Genomic DNA, 18,916 nt, shown 5'->3' on the forward strand with positions numbered 1-18,916 from the left:
AACGTGATGCTGAGATTGCTGGAAGATAAGATTGCTACCCCGCTTGGACCGTTGTGGATCCTGTGCGATGAACAATTCCATCTGCGCGCCGTTGAGTGGGAAGAGCACAGCGAGCGGATGGTGCAGTTACTGGATATACACTATCGCGCGGAAGGCTATCAGCGTGTGGCATCCACGGACCCCAATGGCTTAAGTAGCAAGATGAAGGCCTACTTTGACGGCGATCTCAGCATTATTGACACCCTGTCCAGCGCGACCGCGGGTACGCCTTTTCAGCGCGAAGTGTGGCAGGCGCTACGTTCCATTCCGTGCGGCCATGTGATGCACTACGGTGAGCTGGCCGAACAGCTTGGCAGACCGGGGGCGGCACGCGCAGTGGGCGCGGCGAATGGCTCAAATCCGGTCAGTATTGTGGTGCCCTGTCATCGGGTGATTGGCCGTAACGGCACCCTGACGGGATATGCTGGGGGTGTGCAGCGCAAAGAGTGGCTGCTGCGCCATGAAGGCTATCTGCTGCTTTGATTTTTAGTGCTTTACTGGAGTGATTGCGCAATTTTATAATAAATTGTTCCAGTTTAAACCCATACATTTCAGGGAGATATAATCTTCAGACTATTTCCCTTGCTTATATTGCGTGAATCGGGTTTTCGAGGCTTACCTGCTCAACAAAAAGATGTTAAAATTGACCAATATCAATTAAAGCCTGAGCAAATCTATGATCCCGGAAAAGCGAATTATTCGACGCATCCAGTCTGGCGGTTGTGCTATCCACTGCCAGGATTGCAGTATCAGCCAGCTCTGTATTCCGTTCACTCTTAATGAACATGAGCTCGATCAGCTTGATAATATCATCGAGCGCAAGAAGCCCATCCAGAAGGGGCAGACTCTGTTCAAAGCGGGCGATGAGCTGAAATCTCTGTATGCCATCCGCTCCGGGACCATCAAAAGCTACACCATCACCGAACAAGGTGATGAGCAAATCACCGGCTTCCATCTGGCGGGCGATTTAGTAGGTTTTGACGCCATTGGTACTGGCCATCACCCGAGCTTTGCTCAGGCGCTGGAAACCTCCATGGTTTGCGAAATCCCCTTTGAAACGCTGGATGACCTCTCCGGCAAGATGCCAAACCTGCGTCAGCAGATGATGCGTCTGATGAGCGGCGAAATCAAAGGCGATCAGGACATGATCCTGCTGCTGTCTAAGAAAAACGCGGAAGAGCGCCTGGCAGCATTTATCTATAACCTCTCCCGTCGTTTCGCCGAACGTGGTTTCTCACCGCGTGAATTCCGTCTGACCATGACCCGCGGTGACATCGGTAACTATCTCGGTCTGACGGTAGAAACCATCAGCCGTCTGCTCGGTCGTTTCCAGAAAAGCGGCATGCTAGCAGTTAAAGGGAAATACATTACCATCGAAAATAGCGATGCGCTGGCAGTCCTCGCTGGTCACGCCCGTAACGTCGCCTGATTCTTCTCTTTCCTTTCGCCGGATCGTTAAATTTTCCTGATTTATTGATCTGGCGAAGGTTCTCCCCTGTTTCAATCACGCCGGATGGGTTATCTTTTAGTTACAGACTGTGGTGACAGTTGTAAGGAGACCCTATATGGCAAAGTATCAAAATATGCTGGTAGCCATCGATCCTAACCAGGACGATCAACCCGCATTACGGCGCGCTGTTTACCTTCATCAACGGATTGGTGGATCGATTAAAGCCTTTTTGCCGATCTATGACTTTTCCTACGAGATGACCACCCTTCTGTCGCCTGATGAGCGCACCGCTATGCGTCAGGGCGTCATCAGCCAACGGACCGCCTGGATCCGCGAGCAGGCAAAATTTTATCTGGATGCCGGCGTACCGATTGAAATTAAGGTCGTCTGGCATAACCGTCCTTTTGAAGCCATCATTCAGGAAATCATGAGTAACGGGCACGATTTGTTGCTTAAGATGGCGCATCAGCACGACAAACTGGAAGCGGTGATTTTCACCCCAACCGACTGGCATCTGCTGAGAAAATGTCCGTGTCCGGTTTGGATGGTGAAAGATCAGCCGTGGCCGGAAGGTGGTAAGGCGATTGTGGCGGTTAATCTCGCCAGCGAAGAGGAATATCACAACGCCCTCAACGATAAGCTGGTTCGTGAAACCCTCCAGCTCGCCGATCAGATTAACCACACCGAAGTGCATCTGGTTGGCGCGTATCCGGTTACCCCTATCAATATCGCAATCGAGCTGCCTGATTTTGACCCGAGCGTGTATAACGACGCGATTCGCGGCCAACATCTGCTGGCAATGAAGTCATTACGTCAGAAATACGGTATTTCGGAAGAGATGACTCACGTCGAAAAAGGCCTGCCGGAAGAAGTTATCCCGGATTTGGCGGAGCATTTGCAGGCGGGGATTGTGGTGCTTGGCACCGTAGGACGCACCGGGCTGTCTGCGGCGTTCCTCGGCAATACGGCGGAACAGGTGATTGACCATCTGCGCTGCGATTTGCTGGCGCTGAAACCAGATCAGTATCAGACCCCGGTCGAACTGGACGATGAAGACGACGATTAAGCGTTAGCCGCGAATAAAAAACCCGATGAGAACACTCACCGGTTTTTTTTATAGCTGACGTCAGGATCAATGGATACCCATGCGCCAGGCGTAGTCGATCTCTTCTTTCAGTTCGAGGGAGGAAAGCGCCATCAGGTCGGCAAACTCCAGCTCCAGCTGTTTAACGCGTTTCAGATATTGCGCAGGAGTTAACGGGCTTGTATCACGACGCAGAAATTCGACGGCCAGCTGCTTAGGGTTTAATTCGGTATCCATGACATCCTCTTTTACGTTGAAAACCCATCCAGTATAGCATCTGGCTCTGATTGTTTTTTGACCAGAAACAACACTTGCGTGAATATAAACCTCATCTTTTAAGCGGTTTTCCTGCGGTTTCTTTGGCTTTCAGCACTGTAAGGAAGGTGATCAATGCCGCCCCCATCACGTAATACGCCGGGGAAAACCGATCGCCAGTGGCCCCAATCAGCCATACCGAGAACCACGGCGTGATGCCGCCAAAGAACGCCACCGCAAAGTTATAGGCGATGGACAAGCCGCCATAGCGCACGCTGGTCGGGAACAGCTCAGCCATGGCCGCACTGCACGCCCCGTCAAACGCGGCAATAAACGCCCCGAGCAGCAACATCGCCAACACCGCCGACAGCATGTTCCCCTGCGCCATCACCATCATCGCCGGATAGCTGAACAGAATAAACCCGGCGCATCCGGCCAGCATCAGCGGCTTGCGGCCATATTTATCCGACAGCCAGCCCATAAATGGCACCAGAACCGCAATGCCAAACAGGCCGATGGTGGTGATGGCGTAAGCGTTGAGCTTTGAGAAATGCAGTTCGGTGGAGAGATAGCCCGGCATAAAGGTTTGCAACGTCCAGTGTCCGACCGCTTTGAGCACCACGAATCCTACGCAAAACAGCAGCGCGCCCCAGGCTTTCGTCACCGCAGCGCGCAGCGGCTTGCTTTCGGTTTTACCGCTTTGTGCTACGGCCTTAAATTCCGGTGAATCTTCCAGATGCTGGCGCAGATACAGCCCCACCCAGCCGAGCGGCCCGGCCACCAGGAACGGGATCCGCCAGCCCCAGTCGTTCATCGCGGTTTCACCCAACGACGCCGTGAGGATAAACACCAGCCCCGAGCCAGCGACAAAAGCCATAAAGCCAAAGTTATCTATCCAGCAGGTAAAATAGCCGCGCCGATCGTTCGGAGCGTATTCCGCCAGATAGGTGGTGGCGCCAGAGCTTTCACCGCCAGCGGCAAAACCCTGAACCAAACGGGTAATGACCAACAGCACCGTCGCCGTGACGCCAATCTGATGGAAAGTGGGCAACAAGCCCATAACAAACGTCGCGCCAGAGGTCAGCAAAATCACCGTAGCCAGTACTTTCTGCCGCCCCACCCGGTCACCTAGCGAGCCGAAATACAACCCACCTAGCGGGCGCATGATAAACCCGGCACCAAAAACCGCGAACGATGACAGCAGCGCCACGCCCGGACTGTCGGCGTGGAAAAACTGCATACCGATAATCGCCGCCAGCGTACCGTACAATCCGAAATCGAACCATTCAACGAAATGCCCCACACCGGTGGCGAGTAGCACCTTGCGCAGCTTACGCGCCGCTGGGATCTCAGCGGCGGGCGATACCGCCTGCAACGTTTCTGTTCTGTTCATCGTTCATCATTGCCTCTGTTTGTTTCTATTATAGATATAGTTTTAATCATGATGAGCAAAATACACCCAACGCTCACAGCGTGAATTGTGATGTCGATCGGCGCCAGCATTGAAATTATCAGTCCCGATCACAGTTTAGACCCTACAGAATTTTCATCGGCGGCCCTCGTTTTGGCCCCGCCTCTGCTGCGCAAATAATGCGATATTATTTATTAACAATTGCGCAATGCAATTTAACAGATCTATCATGCTCGCAATTCACCAAATGGTTCATATGAAATTCATAAAGGTGACTATTGCGCCTCTCTGAAGGTATTTATCGCTTCATTCAAAAACCCATTCGTGTTCAAGCGTTACGTATGGTTCATAACCTGCACGTATGTGTGTCGTTAAGGAGACAGAAATGACAACTGGCAGTTCGCCACGCGGATTACCTCAGATCCTGCAGTGGCTTTTAGTGGTGCTGATGGCCGTGATCGGCCTCGCCGTGGGTGGCCTCGGCGCCAAACTCGCGAGCGTAGGCGGGAGCTGGTACTTCGTCATCGCCGGTATCGTGATACTGATTTCAGCCTGGCTTATCGCTAAAAATCGTCGCAGCGGTCTTGTGCTTTATGCGGTGTTATTCATTGCCTCGAGTGTCTGGGCGATTAGCGATGCAGGCTGGGAGTTCTGGCCGCTGTTCTCACGACTGTTCACCTTCGGCGTGCTGGCACTGCTGGCTACCCTGCTCTGGCCTTTCCTCGGCCAACAGACCGCCACGGGTAAAGCCCCGGCCTTTGGCATTGCCGCGGTGCTGGTGGTTATTTTACTGGCCAGCGCAGGCGGCATGTTCCGCCCACAAACGCTGGTCACCGCCGACGAACCCGTTCCGGTGAAACCGGTCGCAGCGGGCGAAGCGCAAAAAAATTGGGAGCACTGGGGCAATACCACCCACGGCGACCGCTTTGCCGCCCTTGATCAAATCAATAAGCAAAACGTCAGCCAGCTTCAGGTCGCGTGGACCGCACATACCGGAGACATTCCGCTGAGCAATGGTTCCGGCGCGGAAGATCAGAATACACCGCTGCAAGTGGGTGACACGCTGTTTGTCTGCACGCCTTACAGCAAAGTTCTGGCGCTGGACGTTGATTCCGGCAAAGAGAAGTGGCGCTATGATTCAAAGGCCACTGCGCCAAACTGGCAGCGGTGCCGTGGTCTCGGCTATTACGACCAGGCAGCTGAAACGCCTGTGGCTAACGCAACACCGACAGCAGATTCGCAGCCCGCTGCCTGCCCGCGTCGCCTGTTCTTGCCGACCACTGACGCCCGTCTGATTGCCATTAACGCTGACACCGGCAAAGTTTGTGAAGACTTTGGCACCCACGGCGTGGTGGATTTGAGCGTTGGCATGGGCGAAATCAAGCCTGGCTACTACCAGCAAACCTCGACCCCATTGGTGGCTGGAAATGTGGTTGTGGTCGGCGGTCGCGTCGCGGATAACTTCTCGACGGGTGAACCGCCGGGCGTGGTGCGCGCGTATGACGTTCACACTGGCAAACTGGCGTGGGCGTGGGATCCGGGTAATCCGAATCTGACCAGCGTTCCGCCAGAAGGCACAACCTATACCCGCGGAACCCCAAACGTCTGGTCAGCAATGTCTTATGACGCGAAGCTGAACCTGATTTATCTGCCGACCGGCAACGCAACCCCTGATTTCTTCGGCGGTCATCGCACGGCTCTGGACGACAAATACAGCTCGTCTATCGTCGCCGTTGATGCAACTACGGGCCAGGTGCGTTGGCATTATCAAACCACCCATCACGACCTTTGGGACTTTGACCTGCCGTCGCAGCCGCTGCTGTACGATTTGCCGGACGGTAAAGGCGGCACGACGCCGGTGCTGGTGCAAACCTCCAAACAGGGCATGATCTTTATGCTCAACCGCGCGACCGGTAAACCTGTCGCCAAAGTGGAAGAGCGTCCGGTGCCTGCGGGCGACATCAAAGGTGAGCGTTATTCCCCAACGCAGCCGTACTCTGTAGGGATGCCGATGATCGGCAATCAAACCCTGAAAGAGTCCGACATGTGGGGTGCAACGCCAATTGACCTGCTGCTGTGCCGCATTCAGTTTAAAGAGATGCGTCATCAGGGCGTGTTCACCCCACCAGGCCTCGATCGTTCCCTGCAGTTCCCGGGATCGCTCGGCGGTATGAACTGGGGCAGCGTGTCGGTTGACCCGAATAACAGCCTGATGTTCGTGAACGATATGCGTCTGGGCCTGGCGAACTATATGGTTCCGCGCGCCAAGGTAGCGAAAAATGCCAGCGGCATCGAGATGGGTATTGTGCCGATGGACGGTACGCCTTTCGGCGCGATGCGTGAACGCTTCCTGTCTCCGCTCGGCATTCCGTGCCAGAAACCCCCATTCGGCACCATGTCCGCCGTTGACCTGAAAAGTGGCAAGCTGGTGTGGCAAGTTCCGGTCGGTACGGTAGAAGACACCGGTCCGCTGGGCATTCGTATGCACCTGCCGATCCCGATTGGGATGCCGACGCTGGGCGCTTCGCTGTCCACGCAGTCTGGTCTGCTGTTCTTCGCGGGCACGCAAGATTTCTACCTGCGCGCGTTCGATACAGCAAACGGGAAAGAAATCTGGAAATCCCGCCTGCCGGTCGGCAGCCAGTCCGGCCCGATGACCTACGTATCACCGAAAACCGGGAAGCAGTACATCATCATTAACGCAGGCGGCGCCCGTCAGTCTCCGGACCGTGGCGATTACATTATCGCCTACGCGCTGCCAGATAAGCAGTAATCTTCTCGCAGTAACGGCAAAGGGACCGAAAGGTCCCTTTTTTATGTTTGTTGTTGTGCCCGGCGGCGCAGGCTTGCCAGGCCTGCGGTGATATCAAATTCGAATGTAGGCCCGATAAGCGAAGCGTCACCGGGCGTTTCCCTCAGTCAAAACGTTTCCCAGTTATCCCCGCTCGCCAACGCTGGACGTTGTGCGACATAAGTCGCGCCGGAAGAAGGTTTCGGCTGGCGAACCGAACCGCCCTGCTGCAAACGAAACGCACCCACGGCTTCGGTCAAACGAGCGGCCTGCTCTTCCAGCGATCCTGCCGCCGCAGACGCTTCTTCCACCAGCGAGGCGTTCTGTTGGGTGACGTTATCCATTTCGGTGATCGCCTGGCTGACCTGCAAAATACCGCGACTCTGTTCGTCAGATGCCGCCGCAATTTCCAGCATAATGTCGGTCACGCGCTTCACCGCATCCACGATTTCACTCATGGTGCTGCCCGCCGCAACCACTTCGCCGGACCCACGCTCGATCAGCGTGACCGATTCACTGATCAGCCCTTCTATCTCTTTCGCCGCCTGCGCGCTGCGGCTCGCCAGAGTTCGCACTTCGCTCGCCACCACGGCAAATCCACGCCCTTGTTCCCCGGCGCGCGCGGCTTCAACCGCTGCGTTCAGCGCCAGAATATTGGTCTGGAACGCGATGCTGTTAATTACTGCGGTAATTTCAGAAATTTTCTTCGAGCTGCTGGAGATGTTACCCATCGTCGACACCACCCCCGACACAATCTGCCCACCGCGAGTGGCTTTCCCGGAGGCATCTTCCGCTAGTTTGGTAGCGTGATGTGCGTTGTCGGCGTTCTGTTTCACCGTGGCGGTCAGCTGTTCCATGCTGGCTGCCGTTTCCTCAATCGCCGCTGCCTGCTGCTCAGTGCGGGACGAGAGATCGGTATTGCCCGCCGAAATTTCGCTGGTACCGCGGTAAATTTCCTCGGCACCTTGACGTACGGTACCGACCGTTTGCGACAGCGCGTGCTGCATTTTCTGCAAATCATGGCTCAGCTTGCCGATTTCACTCCGTCCGGAGGCTTCATCCGCCAGAGTTAAATCGCCATCGGCAATCTGCTCGATACGATGCAACGCGCGGCGAAGCGGGTTGATAACGGTACGGCGCAGCGCAACGAAGGTCAGCAGCGTCAACACCAGCGCCAGGACAAACGCGCCGACCATAAAGGCCAGGCCGAGCTGGGTGCGGCTGTGGGCCGATTCAGAGAGATGACGCGCGCGGTCGCTACGGATTTTAATCGCTTTCAACAGCACATCGTTATAGGCCGAATCCAGCAGGCGAGCGTGCTCGTTTTCATGATTAATGATCGCTTCAAACATGCCGTTTTTGGCATATTTCAGCATCGGCTTCATGCCGTCGATATAAGCGTTGTAACGCGCATTGATTTCGCCATCCAGTGCTTCGTCCGCAGGGGTTTTTACGTCACGGTTCACGTACTGCTTAAACCCTTCCTGCGACTGTTTGATCCGCAGTTCAGCCTCGGAAATATTGCGCTTCATATCATCCATTTCGGCAATACGGCTGGCGGCCCCGGCGTGGATCAGGTTGATACGCGCGGTACGCAGGTGGTTCGAGCTGTTCGAGAGCCCCATTCGGACTTCTAACTCTTGCGTGACGTCGTTCTGGTCGCGGTCAGCCTGCAACAGGAAATAGCCCGCCAGGCCCGAGCTTAATGCGAACAGCAGCAGGATGCCGCCCAGAATTGAGGAGAACAGTGGAACGAGACGGATGTGATGTAAAAAACTGACTGTTTGCGACTTTTGCCCTGCGGCTGATTTGTCCATGGCTTATCGACTCTCTTATTGTAAGAGGCGTACCAAAACGCCCGTTAGATTGTCATCGGCCTGGCGGGGAGATTGCTTACAGGTAAAAGCGCTACATCGATCACACTTTGGAGATTACGCGGGGTAAAGCCAGCGGAATGGCTCCGCTGGCCTGCGCATCAGTTGTCGCCGAAATGGATAACAGTGCGGATTGACTTGCCTTCGTGCATCAGATCAAACGCTTCGTTGATCTGGTCCAGCGGCATACGGTGGGTAATGAACGGGTCGAGGTTAATTTTACCGACCATCGCATCTTCAACCATGCCCGGCAGTTGGGTGCGCCCTTTCACGCCGCCAAACGCCGAACCGCGCCACACGCGACCGGTCACCAGCTGGAACGGACGGGTTTTGATTTCCTGACCTGCACCCGCCACGCCGATAATCACGCTTTCACCCCAACCTTTGTGGCAGCATTCCAGCGCCGCACGCATCACGTTCACGTTGCCGATGCACTCGAAGCTGAAATCTACGCCACCGTCGGTCAGTTCGACGATAACGTCCTGCACTGGCTTATCACTGTCATTCGGGTTGATGAAATCGGTCGCGCCCATTTCACCGGCTAGTTTGAATTTTTCCGGGTTGGTGTCGACCGCAATGATGCGCCCGGCCTTTGCCTGAACTGCGCCCTGAATGACCGCCAGACCGATACCGCCGAGGCCAAATACCGCCACGGTGTCACCTTCTTTCACTTTCGCCGTGTTATGCACCGCGCCAATACCGGTGGTCACGCCGCAGCCTAGCAGACAGACTTTATCCAGTGGTGCCTGCGGGTTAACTTTCGCCAGGGAGATTTCAGCCACTACCGTGTATTCGCTGAAGGTGCTGGTGCCCATGTAGTGGTAAATCGGCTCGCCGTTATAAGAGAAACGAGTGGTACCGTCTGGCATCAGGCCTTTACCCTGCGTGGCGCGGACCGCCTGACAAAGGTTGGTTTTACCGGATTTACAGAACTTACACTCGCGACATTCCGCTGTGTACAGCGGGATAACGTGGTCGCCCGCCTTCAGGCTACTTACGCCTTCACCGACTTCAACCACTACGCCGCCGCCTTCATGCCCGAGTACCGCCGGGAAGACGCCTTCCGGATCATCACCCGACAGCGTGAACGCATCAGTGTGGCACACGCCGGTATGGGTAATTTTGACCAGTACTTCGCCCTTCTTCGGCGGCGCCACGTCAATTTCGACAATTTTTAGCGGCTGGCCTGGACCAAACGCAACTGCAGCACGTGATTTCATTCCGTCTCTTACCTTGTTGTCAGTTATTTTAAATACGATCGTAGCAGATGACCAACTTCCGCCATGCGAGCCGCGCGCTGATCGACGGTGGTTTCGCCCGTCACCAGCTCGTCTTTAAGATGCATTTCGATCATTTCGCCCATCAGGCCGTTGGCGGCCCCGCGCACGGCAGCAATCTGTTGCAGGATGCTCAGGCACGGCTCGCCGGACTCCAGCGCCCGCTCAAGTGCATCGACCTGACCACGAATACGACGCACGCGCGTCAAAGCGCGCTTTTTATCTTCAGGTGAATGCGGCATAGGCCCCCCTAAATACTATAGAGGAGTATAGTAGCTTTTTTAGCATTTGCCTGTATACATTAACTTTTTCATGCTTATCAGTCGGTTGACAAAAACAGGCAAAAGACACTATCAGACATAACCAGGCCTTTTATCGCCCCAAAATTGCCCCTGAAAGCGATTTTGGCCGCAATACTTCCTGATAAATACAGATGAAATTGAGTCTGCGATAGGTCATTTATGACGAAGAGCCCACTCCCTGACGGCTTGCTATCAGGCCTGCACGGTTATCGTGATAGCGTCAAAGAGTGGATTGGGTGAAATATGCTTTTTCCGACCTTAAACAAGCGAAGATTTAAAACCCCAGTAGGACTTCATAATATCGCGCAGCGTCAACTCTGAGACCATCAGAGAGGACGCTCCGAATTCTGGAAAAAGGATGAATACACTGTTCTCTTCAAACTTCACAATCCGCCACCAATGCCCGAGGTAATACATCCAGTTCATACACTCACCAAATTCAATCTTCTTATCATTTATTTTTGGATTTTTGGGCATCACTCGTCTACAAGTATCCTCCTAAAGTGCAAGGTTATTGGTGGTATTATGAAGTGACTCAAGAAAAAAGCGCTTCATTGAATGCCAGCTACCGACGCGATTTATCAACCGCGGACTCCCGTTCAGCATACACAACCCAATAGCGGCGCGGGAATTGGGTGCCTGCATCAAAAAATTCATAAAAAAGGCTCGCCAAAGCGAGCCCTTATAGAATGATCTCATAACTATTACGGTGATTAACAGCTAATCACTGAAACTCGGGGTCTGGTTTTTTCGTTATTCGATTACGGATGTCACGTCGAACAATCTCAATTGCCCACATCCAAAGGATATGCCCGAGCGTCTCCGAGAGAAGCTCATCAAAAGGCAATTGCCATAATGGCGGAGCCCAATGAAATATTGGCAACATAACACCATGAAACCCAATGGTAACGAGTATGGCAAAAGCAGCGCCCTGCCATAATTTAATTGCCGGGAATACTTCTGCAACGAGGCAATAAAACATAGCAAAACCGATAGAGAACATATGATGGATACCTGCCACTCCCCAGTTCACGACGTGACCGGAATAGTGATAGATCATTTCATTCACCTGAAATCCAACGTCCTGAAGCATTTCTGCCGGTGGGATAGCTCTGTCTGCAGTACGGGGAGGCATAGGATTTTCTGTCCCCCACTTTACGAAACTCGATAAGTTTCCACCTAAAAAACCGGCCCATAATGCGACGCCATAGTTTCGCGCTTCAGCTTTGGTTCTCTTTAAAAAATCCATAACACGCTCCCTGAGGTTAAATTCGCCGCAAAGATGCAACAAAATCACAACCTAAATTTAGCTTTAAATGCTGGATTTTCAAGTCGCGTGCAAATGGACTGTTTATTTATAAACAATCCGTTAAGTAAAATAATGTCAATGTCCCATTCGGCGATATAGCTCCCACTCCTCTACCCGCTCTTTATTAGGCAGATTGCAGTAGCCAACTTCGCCATTGCCAGAGTTAACAATACTCAGTTTGCCGCCCTGTTTAATGCAGTAAATAGATGCAGGATTCGAGAGGCCGGGTGCTGGATTTTGTTCAGAAGTAGATGAACATCCAGCGATAAGCACTACAGATATGGCTAAGATTGCTTTTTTCATCAGTTTCCCCTTTTGAAGCGGAATGCTAACCAACCCACCCGCAAAAAGCAAAAACCTCACAGGAGCGAGGGAAATATTAAGACTGTAATGATGCCAGTCGTGCGGCAAATCCGACGAACACCAGGCCAATCAGACTATTGCCGAGCTTCACCAGCTTTTTACGGCTGCCAACGAAACGGGTCACCAGCGAACCGGAGACAATCAGGAAGCTGAGATAGGTGAAGCTGACGATTTCCAGCGTGACGCCGAGGATCAGGAATGCCAGACCCGGCGTGGTGGAGTTCACGTCAATGAACTGAACGAAGAATGAGACGTAGAACAGAATCGCTTTCGGGTTGGTCAGGCTCAGCGTCAGCGCGCGTTTGAAAATAGTGCTGCGCTGGTCAGCGGTGTGCATGTGCTCGCCACCTTTCTGTTTGATAACTGCCCACAGCATTTTAAGCCCGAGATATAGCAGATACAGTGCGCCCAGATAACGGACAATGTTAAACAGCACCGGCGTGGTTTTAATCAGCGTGGCGACCCCCGCCCAGGAGAGGAACATCAGCACCGCATCGCCGATAAACACCGCCAGCGCGGCCAGATAGCCAGTGCGGATACCATATGCGGCCCCGGTTTTGAGCACAAAAAAGGTATTAGGCCCCGGCACCAGAATGATAAATATCGCGCCGACCAGGTAAGTCCAGTAATTCAGTACGCCAAAATCCGCAAACACGCTGCTCTCCCTTCACTGCTGCTGATTCAAAATGTGACGGCCATCATAACAAAAAAGCCGCCTTCCTTTTACCGGAAGACGGCTTTAAGCACAGATTTATATCAGGTAATTACAGCGCTTTGAGGATCGCATCCACGCTGGCTTTTGCATCGCCAAACAACATGTGGGTGTTCTCTTTGAAGAACAGCGGGTTTTGCACGCCAGCGTAGCCGGTATTCATCGAACGTTTGAAGACAATTACGTTCTGCGCTTTCCACACTTCCAGCACTGGCATTCCGGCAATCGGGCTCTTCGGATCGTCCAGCGCCGCCGGGTTAACGGTGTCGTTGGCGCCAATGACCAGCACGGTATCGGTGTCGCGGAAATCGTCATTGATTTCGTCCATTTCCAGCACGATGTCATACGGCACTTTCGCTTCAGCCAGCAGTACGTTCATGTGCCCCGGCAAACGGCCCGCCACAGGGTGAATACCGAAACGCACTTTGATACCGCGCGCGCGCAGTCTTTCAGTGATTTCAGCCACCGGATACTGCGCCTGCGCCACCGCCATGCCGTAGCCTGGGGTGATGATGACCGTCTGCGAGTTTTTCAGCATCTCAGCGGTGTCTTCCGCGCTGATTTCGCGGTGTTCACCCACTTCGTCGTCAGCCCCGGTAGACGAACCGTCGGTGCCGAAGCCGCCTGCAATAACGCTGAAGAACGAACGGTTCATCGCTTTACACATGATATAAGACAGGATCGCACCAGAAGAACCGACCAACGCACCGGTAACGATCAGCAGATCGTTGCTGAGCATGAAGCCCGCAGCCGCAGCCGCCCAACCGGAATAGGAGTTCAGCATCGACACCACAACCGGCATGTCAGCCCCACCGATGGACGCCACCAGGTGCCAGCCAAAGGCCAGCGCGATAACGGTCATGATGAGCAGGGCCAGTACCTGCAGGCCAACGCTTTCGGTACGAACAAATACCACCAGCATCAGGAATGAAACCACCAGCGCGGCCAGGTTCATTTTATGACGGTTCGGTAGCATCAGCGGCTTGGACGAAATTTTGCCGCGCAGTTTACCGAATGCAACGATGGAACCGGTGAAGGTCACCGCACCAATAAAGATGCCAAGGAACACTTCGGTCAGGTGAATATTGACCAGGATCGGCTCAAGGCCCGGTTCGTGGTACAGGTAGCTGTTAAAGCCGACCAGTACCGCAGCCAGGCCCACAAAGCTGTGCAGCACCGCCACCAGCTCTGGCATTTCAGTCATTTCGACCCGTTTTGCCAGACGAATACCGATCGCCCCGCCGATAATCATCGCGACTAAAATCCACGCCACGTTGCCCGTTTCCGGCCCAAAGATGGTGGCAATCAGCGCAATGGCCATCCCGGCGATGCCGTAATAGTTGCCCTGCTGTGACGTTTCGTGTTTCGAAAGCCCTGCCAGACTAAAAATAAACAGGATCGCGGCAACAATGTATGCAGCTGTAACTAATCCTCCAGACATGTGCTACCCCTTACCCTTTGCGGAACATTTTCAGCATGCGCTGAGTCACGGTGAAACCACCGAAAATATTGATGCTGGCAATCAGCACGGCAATAAAGCTGAGGAAACTGACCCAGCCACCGTGGCCAATTTGCAGCAACGCACCCACCACGATGATTCCGGAAATGGCGTTCGTGACCGACATCAGCGGCGTGTGCAGCGCATGAGACACGTTCCACACAACGTAATAACCGACCACGCAGGAGAGCGCGAACACGGTGAAGTGGCCGAGGAACTCTTTTGGTGCAACGTCTGCGAGCCAGCCAAACAGAATAATCGCCAGCGCCATCAGCGCGTATTTGCGCCACGGCGATGCCGGTTTTTCCGGTTCCGCAGGTGCCGCTTCAACTTTTGCTGCCGCTTTCGGCTGAGCAGAAACCTGAATCGGTGGCGCAGGCCAGGTGACTTCACCTTCGCGAACCACGGTCACGCCGCGAATAACCACGTCGTCAAAATCAATGTTGATGTTGCCGTCTTTTTCTTTGCACAGCAGTTTGAGCAAGTTCACCAGGTTGGTGCCGTAAAGCTGTGAGGACTGGGTCGGCAGGCGGCTGGCTAAATCGGTATAGCCAATCACCTTCACACCGTTGGCGGTAGTGAACACTTCACCCGGCACGGTATATTCGCAGTTGCCACCGTTTTGTGCCGCCAGATCAACCACCACGCTGCCTGGATTCATCGAATCCACCATCTCGCGGGTGATCAGTTTTGGGGCTGGCTTGCCAGGGATCAGTGCGGTGGTGACGATAATATCGACTTCTTTCGCCTGGGCGGCGAACAGTTCCATTTCCGCTTTGATAAAGGCTTCGGACATTACTTTGGCATAGCCGTCGCCGCTGCCCGCTTCTTCCTCGAAATCCAGTTCGAGGAATTCCGCGCCCATACTCTGGACCTGTTCCTTCACTTCCGGACGGGTGTCAAAAGCACGCACGATAGCGCCGAGGCTGTTCGCCGCGCCGATGGCGGCCAGACCCGCAACACCCGCACCGATAACCATGACTTTAGCCGGTGGCACTTTACCTGCGGCGGTGATTTGCCCGGTGAAGAAGCGGCCAAACTCGTGGGCGGCTTCAACAATCGCGCGGTAACCCGCGATGTTCGCCATCGAACTCAGGGCATCGAGAGACTGCGCGCGTGAAATACGCGGCACGGAATCCATCGCCATCACGTTGACCTGTCGCTCGGCTAATTTTGCCATCAGCTCCGGGTTTTGTGCCGGCCAAATAAAGCTAATCAGCGTGGTGCCCGGATTAAGCAGCGCGATTTCCGCGTCCGTTGGGGCATTCACTTTTAGAATAATGTCAGACTGCCAGACGGTTTCTGTGCTGACGACTTCAGCGCCCGCCTCGGTAAAAGCACGATCGTCAAAGCTTGCAAGCTTACCGGCCCCGCTTTCAACTGCCACTGTAAAACCGAGTTTGAGCAGCTGTTCTACCGTTTTCGGCGTTGCTGCAGCCCGGGTTTCCAGGGCCAGCGTCTCTTTAGGTACTGCAATACGCATAGTTTTCCCTTCCATCGATTGTAATGATGGTTTGTTGTCTCATCGGGTTCCGTCCCTGGCCGTATGGACTGGCGAAGTGGCGAGCACCCGGAAAAAAAACAGTAACAAACTTTCTATAAGCTACTGAAAATAGCGGTTGTGATCTAGCGTTAGGAAACAGTAATTGTGATTTTATTAGGGAAAAGTCACTTATGCAGGTCTCAGGCAGCAATATTTACCTTATTTTGTCTGGCAAGCCTGATAATTCGCTTAAGCGAAGCGGTAAAACATGATTATTCTCGGCGTTATTACCGGAAATTAACATTGCATTAACTTATAAAAGTCATAATGATTATCGCTTTTTCTGGTCAACCGTCCATTTCCACGACATATCGTGAAAAGTTATCGCGCCCTGTTAGCAGGGTCGCACAAGATGAGCAAAATCACGCAGACAGTGAAGCAATTTAAATGCAATAATCTCTGACGTTTTAGTCACTAACAACTACCAGTACCTGGTTTGCGCAAGGCGAAGGATTATTTTTATGAAGCTTAAGTACACCCTCCTGGCGTCCGCTCTCCTGTCTGCAGCGGCTTTTTCCGCCAGTGCAGCAACCGAGTTAACGCCGGAGCAAGCGGCAGCCCTCAAGCCGTACGATCGTATCGTTATCACCGGTCGTTTTAATGCTATTGGTGACGCCGTTGATGCTGTTTCCCGTAAAGCCGATAAAGCAGGCGCAGCCTCCTTCTACGTCGTCGATACGTCCGATTTCTCCAGCAGTGGCAACTGGCGCGTTACCGCAGACTTATATAAAGACGATGCCGCTAAAGCCGACGCACCTAAAAACCGCGTAATTGATGGCGTGACTGAACTGCCGAAAGACCAGGCTGCCCTGATTGAGCCATTCGACACCGTCACCGTACAGGGTTTTTACCGCAGCCAGCCTGACGTTAACTCTGCCATTGCGAAAGCCGCGAAAGAGAAAGGCGCCGCGTCGTTCTTTATCGTTCGTCAGGTGGATGCCAACGGCGGCGGTAACCAGCGTGTCACCGCCTACATCTATAAAGCCGATGCGAAGAAGCGTGTGGTTCAGAGCCCGGATGCAATCCCGGCAAATTCTGATGCAGGACGTGCGGCATTAGCGGAAGGTGGTGAAGCGGCGAAGAAAGTTGAAATACCAGGCGTGGCGACATCCTCCACCGTCGGCTCGACTTCGGCTTCGGCTGCGGGCGTAGGTCTGTTCTTCGAAACACAGTCGACTAAAGGTGGACGTTACAGCGTCACGCTGCCAGACGGGACGAAGATTGAAGAGCTGAACAAAGTCACCGCCGCCCAGATGGTACCGTTTGATGATATTCAGTTCACCGGTAACTACGGCAACATGACTGAAATCTCTTATCAGGTCGCTAAGCGTGCTGCTAAGAAAGGGGCTAAGTACTACCACATTACCCGCCAGTGGCAGGAACGTGGTGGTAATATGACCATCAGCGCCGACCTCTATAAGTAATTGCTTTTCAAGACAGATAAGGCAGCCTCGGCTGCCTTTTTTATTTTTTTCTGCCTTACGCCATTGCATGCCACCGACTCTCTCCGTAAAATCGCGCGCCGTAGCGTAATCTTCCATTTTTATGCGTTTTAGCCAAATAAATATTCTGGCTTTTATTCTTCCTTCGACAGGATGCCCATGGAAAAGAAACTCGGCCTTGGTGCCTTGACGGCCCTGGTACTCAGCTCAATGCTGGGTGCAGGCGTATTCAGTTTGCCGCAGAATATGGCCGAAGTGGCCAGCCCTTCCGCACTGCTTATTGGTTGGGCCATTACCGGCGTGGGCATTTTGTTCCTCGCTTTCGCCATGTTACTGCTGACCCGCATTCGTCCGGATCTGGATGGCGGCATTTTCACCTACGCCCGTGAAGGCTTCGGCGAGCTGATTGGCTTCTGCTCCGCCTGGGGTTACTGGCTCTGTGCAGTAATCGCCAACGTCTCCTACCTGGTCATCGTGTTTTCAGCCCTGAGTTTCTTTACTGATACGCCAGAACTGCGCCTGTTTGGCGACGGTAATACCTGGCAGGCGATGATTGGCGCCTCGGTGCTGCTATGGGTGGTGCATTTCCTGGTGCTGCGCGGCGTGCAGACCGCAGCCAGCATTAATGTAGTGGCTACGCTGGCGAAGCTGGTGCCGCTCGGCCTGTTTATCGTACTGGCGGCGATGGCCTTCAGCAGCGACACCTTCAGTCTGGATTTCAGCGGCGTGGCGCTGGGCGTGCCAGTGTGGGAACAGGTTAAAGGCACGATGCTCATTACCTTGTGGGTGTTCATCGGCGTCGAAGGCGCGGTGGTGGTTTCTGCCCGCGCGCGGAATAAGAAGGATGTTGGCCGCGCCACGCTGCTGGCGGTGCTTTCTGCGTTAAGCGTGTATCTGCTGGTTACTCTGCTGTCGTTGGGTGTCGTACCGCGTCCTGAACTCGCTGAGATGCGAAATCCGTCGATGGCTGGCCTGATGGTACGTCTGATGGGTTCCTGGGGCGAAGTGGTAATTGCAGCAGGACTGATTGTCTCCGTGTGTGGCGCGTACCTGAGCTGGACCATTATGGCGGCCGAAGTGCCGTATCTGGCAGCGACGCATAAGGCATTCCCTCGCATTTTTGCCCGTCAGAATAAAAATAACGCGCCGTCGTCTTCGCTGTGGTTGACCAACATCAGTGTGCAAGTGTGTCTTATCCTGATTGGGATCACCGGCTCTGACTACAATACGCTGCTGACCATCGCCTCAGAGATGATTCTGGTGCCGTATTTCCTTGTCGGCGCGTTCCTGCTGAAGATGGCAACACGTCCGCTACATAAAGCGGTGGGTATCGGTGCCTGCATTTATGGCTTATGGTTACTGTATGCTTCCGGACCGATGCACCTGCTGCTGTCGGTTGTGCTGTACGCACCGGGCCTGCTGGTGTTTATGTATGCTCGCCGTACGCACTCGTTGAGTGACACGCTTAAGCGTCGTGAAATGGCGCTGATTGGTTTATTACTGGTTGCCGCCGTGCCGGCAACGTGGATATTAGTGGGGTAATGCGCTTACCCCATCGCGACCCTA

Annotated in this window: 16 protein-coding genes; 6 read left to right on the forward strand and 10 right to left on the reverse strand. The window is 53.8% G+C overall.

Going from position 1 to position 18,916, the window contains the following annotated elements:
• The first annotated feature begins 6 nt into the window (after nt 1-6).
• The 3 genes from ogt (at nt 7) to uspE (ending at nt 2,555) form a co-directional block, all read left to right on the forward strand.
• Nucleotides 7-522: a methylated-DNA--[protein]-cysteine S-methyltransferase gene (gene ogt / locus MUU51_RS03185; RefSeq protein WP_258967094.1), complete on the forward strand. Its 516-nt coding sequence runs from the start codon at nt 7-9 to the stop codon at nt 520-522.
• A gap of 193 nt (nt 523-715) precedes the next feature.
• Complete coding sequence (fnr, locus tag MUU51_RS03190) at nt 716-1,468, forward strand: fumarate/nitrate reduction transcriptional regulator Fnr (RefSeq protein WP_110508346.1); 753 nt, start codon at nt 716-718, stop codon at nt 1,466-1,468.
• 136 nt (nt 1,469-1,604) lie between these two features.
• Nucleotides 1,605-2,555 carry a universal stress protein UspE gene (gene uspE, locus MUU51_RS03195; protein ID WP_258967095.1) on the forward strand — a complete coding sequence of 317 codons (951 nt, stop codon included), beginning with the start codon at nt 1,605-1,607 and terminating at the stop codon, nt 2,553-2,555.
• A gap of 66 nt (nt 2,556-2,621) precedes the next feature.
• Here uspE and MUU51_RS03200 read toward each other — a convergent pair whose 3' ends face one another.
• Nucleotides 2,622-2,810 (reverse strand): YdiH family protein, encoded by a 189-nt coding sequence (locus tag MUU51_RS03200; protein ID WP_159768016.1) that lies wholly within the window; start codon nt 2,808-2,810, stop codon nt 2,622-2,624.
• 91 nt (nt 2,811-2,901) lie between these two features.
• Entirely contained in the window at nt 2,902-4,221 is a 1,320-nt protein-coding gene (locus MUU51_RS03205) for an MFS transporter (RefSeq protein WP_159768013.1), read from the reverse strand.
• A 403-nt stretch (nt 4,222-4,624) separates the two neighbouring features.
• On the opposite strand from MUU51_RS03205, the gene MUU51_RS03210 reads away from it, so the two are divergent.
• Nucleotides 4,625-7,012: a glucose/quinate/shikimate family membrane-bound PQQ-dependent dehydrogenase gene (locus MUU51_RS03210; protein ID WP_258967096.1), complete on the forward strand. Its 2,388-nt coding sequence runs from the start codon at nt 4,625-4,627 to the stop codon at nt 7,010-7,012.
• 146 nt (nt 7,013-7,158) lie between these two features.
• Here MUU51_RS03210 and MUU51_RS03215 read toward each other — a convergent pair whose 3' ends face one another.
• From MUU51_RS03215 to pntA, 8 genes are all read right to left on the reverse strand, one after another.
• Entirely contained in the window at nt 7,159-8,847 is a 1,689-nt protein-coding gene (locus MUU51_RS03215; protein ID WP_159768007.1) for a methyl-accepting chemotaxis protein, read from the reverse strand.
• A gap of 158 nt (nt 8,848-9,005) precedes the next feature.
• The gene (locus MUU51_RS03220) at nt 9,006-10,124 is read right to left on the reverse strand and encodes an S-(hydroxymethyl)glutathione dehydrogenase/class III alcohol dehydrogenase (RefSeq protein WP_159768004.1); all 1,119 of its coding nucleotides are present in this window, start codon (nt 10,122-10,124) and stop codon (nt 9,006-9,008) included.
• Between the two features lie 23 nt (nt 10,125-10,147).
• On the reverse strand, nt 10,148-10,423 hold the full coding sequence (locus MUU51_RS03225; protein ID WP_159768001.1) for a metal/formaldehyde-sensitive transcriptional repressor: 276 nt from the start codon (nt 10,421-10,423) through the stop codon (nt 10,148-10,150).
• 784 nt (nt 10,424-11,207) lie between these two features.
• Nucleotides 11,208-11,732 (reverse strand): YagU family protein, encoded by a 525-nt coding sequence (locus tag MUU51_RS03230; RefSeq protein ID WP_258967097.1) that lies wholly within the window; start codon nt 11,730-11,732, stop codon nt 11,208-11,210.
• A 135-nt stretch (nt 11,733-11,867) separates the two neighbouring features.
• On the reverse strand, nt 11,868-12,095 hold the full coding sequence (locus tag MUU51_RS03235; protein WP_258967098.1) for a putative hemolysin: 228 nt from the start codon (nt 12,093-12,095) through the stop codon (nt 11,868-11,870).
• Between the two features lie 76 nt (nt 12,096-12,171).
• Nucleotides 12,172-12,810 carry a leucine efflux protein LeuE gene (leuE, locus tag MUU51_RS03240; protein WP_159767975.1) on the reverse strand — a complete coding sequence of 213 codons (639 nt, stop codon included), beginning with the start codon at nt 12,808-12,810 and terminating at the stop codon, nt 12,172-12,174.
• 109 nt (nt 12,811-12,919) lie between these two features.
• Entirely contained in the window at nt 12,920-14,308 is a 1,389-nt protein-coding gene (pntB, locus tag MUU51_RS03245) for a Re/Si-specific NAD(P)(+) transhydrogenase subunit beta (RefSeq protein ID WP_159767972.1), read from the reverse strand.
• Nucleotides 14,309-14,318: 10 nt separating this feature from the next.
• Nucleotides 14,319-15,848, reverse strand: a complete 1,530-nt coding sequence (gene pntA, locus MUU51_RS03250; RefSeq protein WP_159767969.1) for a Re/Si-specific NAD(P)(+) transhydrogenase subunit alpha — start codon at nt 15,846-15,848, stop codon at nt 14,319-14,321.
• A 521-nt stretch (nt 15,849-16,369) separates the two neighbouring features.
• Between pntA and ydgH the strand changes: the two genes are divergently transcribed.
• On the forward strand, nt 16,370-17,332 hold the full coding sequence (ydgH, locus tag MUU51_RS03255) for a DUF1471 family protein YdgH (protein ID WP_159767966.1): 963 nt from the start codon (nt 16,370-16,372) through the stop codon (nt 17,330-17,332).
• A gap of 177 nt (nt 17,333-17,509) precedes the next feature.
• On the forward strand, nt 17,510-18,892 hold the full coding sequence (locus tag MUU51_RS03260; protein ID WP_159767963.1) for an amino acid permease: 1,383 nt from the start codon (nt 17,510-17,512) through the stop codon (nt 18,890-18,892).
• The last annotated feature ends 24 nt before the right edge of the window (nt 18,893-18,916 follow it).

It is taken from the genome of Scandinavium manionii (assembly GCF_024764775.1).
GTDB classification, from domain to species: Bacteria; Pseudomonadota; Gammaproteobacteria; order Enterobacterales; family Enterobacteriaceae; genus Scandinavium; species Scandinavium manionii.

What these genes read in the sequence shown, in the direction of transcription:
- fnr (WP_110508346.1), top strand. Translation starts at nt 716, where the DNA reads ATGATCCCGGAAAAGCGAATTATTCGACGCATCCAGTCTGGCGGTTGT.
- uspE (WP_258967095.1), top strand. Translation starts at nt 1,605, where the DNA reads ATGGCAAAGTATCAAAATATGCTGGTAGCCATCGATCCTAACCAGGAC.
- MUU51_RS03210 (WP_258967096.1), top strand. Translation starts at nt 4,625, where the DNA reads ATGACAACTGGCAGTTCGCCACGCGGATTACCTCAGATCCTGCAGTGG.
- MUU51_RS03215 (WP_159768007.1), bottom strand. Translation starts at nt 8,847, where the DNA reads ATGGACAAATCAGCCGCAGGGCAAAAGTCGCAAACAGTCAGTTTTTTA.
- MUU51_RS03205 (WP_159768013.1), bottom strand. Translation starts at nt 4,221, where the DNA reads ATGAACAGAACAGAAACGTTGCAGGCGGTATCGCCCGCCGCTGAGATC.
- pntB (WP_159767972.1), bottom strand. Translation starts at nt 14,308, where the DNA reads ATGTCTGGAGGATTAGTTACAGCTGCATACATTGTTGCCGCGATCCTG.
- ydgH (WP_159767966.1), top strand. Translation starts at nt 16,370, where the DNA reads ATGAAGCTTAAGTACACCCTCCTGGCGTCCGCTCTCCTGTCTGCAGCG.
- MUU51_RS03200 (WP_159768016.1), bottom strand. Translation starts at nt 2,810, where the DNA reads ATGGATACCGAATTAAACCCTAAGCAGCTGGCCGTCGAATTTCTGCGT.
- MUU51_RS03230 (WP_258967097.1), bottom strand. Translation starts at nt 11,732, where the DNA reads ATGGATTTTTTAAAGAGAACCAAAGCTGAAGCGCGAAACTATGGCGTC.
- ogt (WP_258967094.1), top strand. Translation starts at nt 7, where the DNA reads ATGCTGAGATTGCTGGAAGATAAGATTGCTACCCCGCTTGGACCGTTG.
- MUU51_RS03225 (WP_159768001.1), bottom strand. Translation starts at nt 10,423, where the DNA reads ATGCCGCATTCACCTGAAGATAAAAAGCGCGCTTTGACGCGCGTGCGT.
- MUU51_RS03220 (WP_159768004.1), bottom strand. Translation starts at nt 10,124, where the DNA reads ATGAAATCACGTGCTGCAGTTGCGTTTGGTCCAGGCCAGCCGCTAAAA.
- MUU51_RS03235 (WP_258967098.1), bottom strand. Translation starts at nt 12,095, where the DNA reads ATGAAAAAAGCAATCTTAGCCATATCTGTAGTGCTTATCGCTGGATGT.
- MUU51_RS03260 (WP_159767963.1), top strand. Translation starts at nt 17,510, where the DNA reads ATGGAAAAGAAACTCGGCCTTGGTGCCTTGACGGCCCTGGTACTCAGC.
- pntA (WP_159767969.1), bottom strand. Translation starts at nt 15,848, where the DNA reads ATGCGTATTGCAGTACCTAAAGAGACGCTGGCCCTGGAAACCCGGGCT.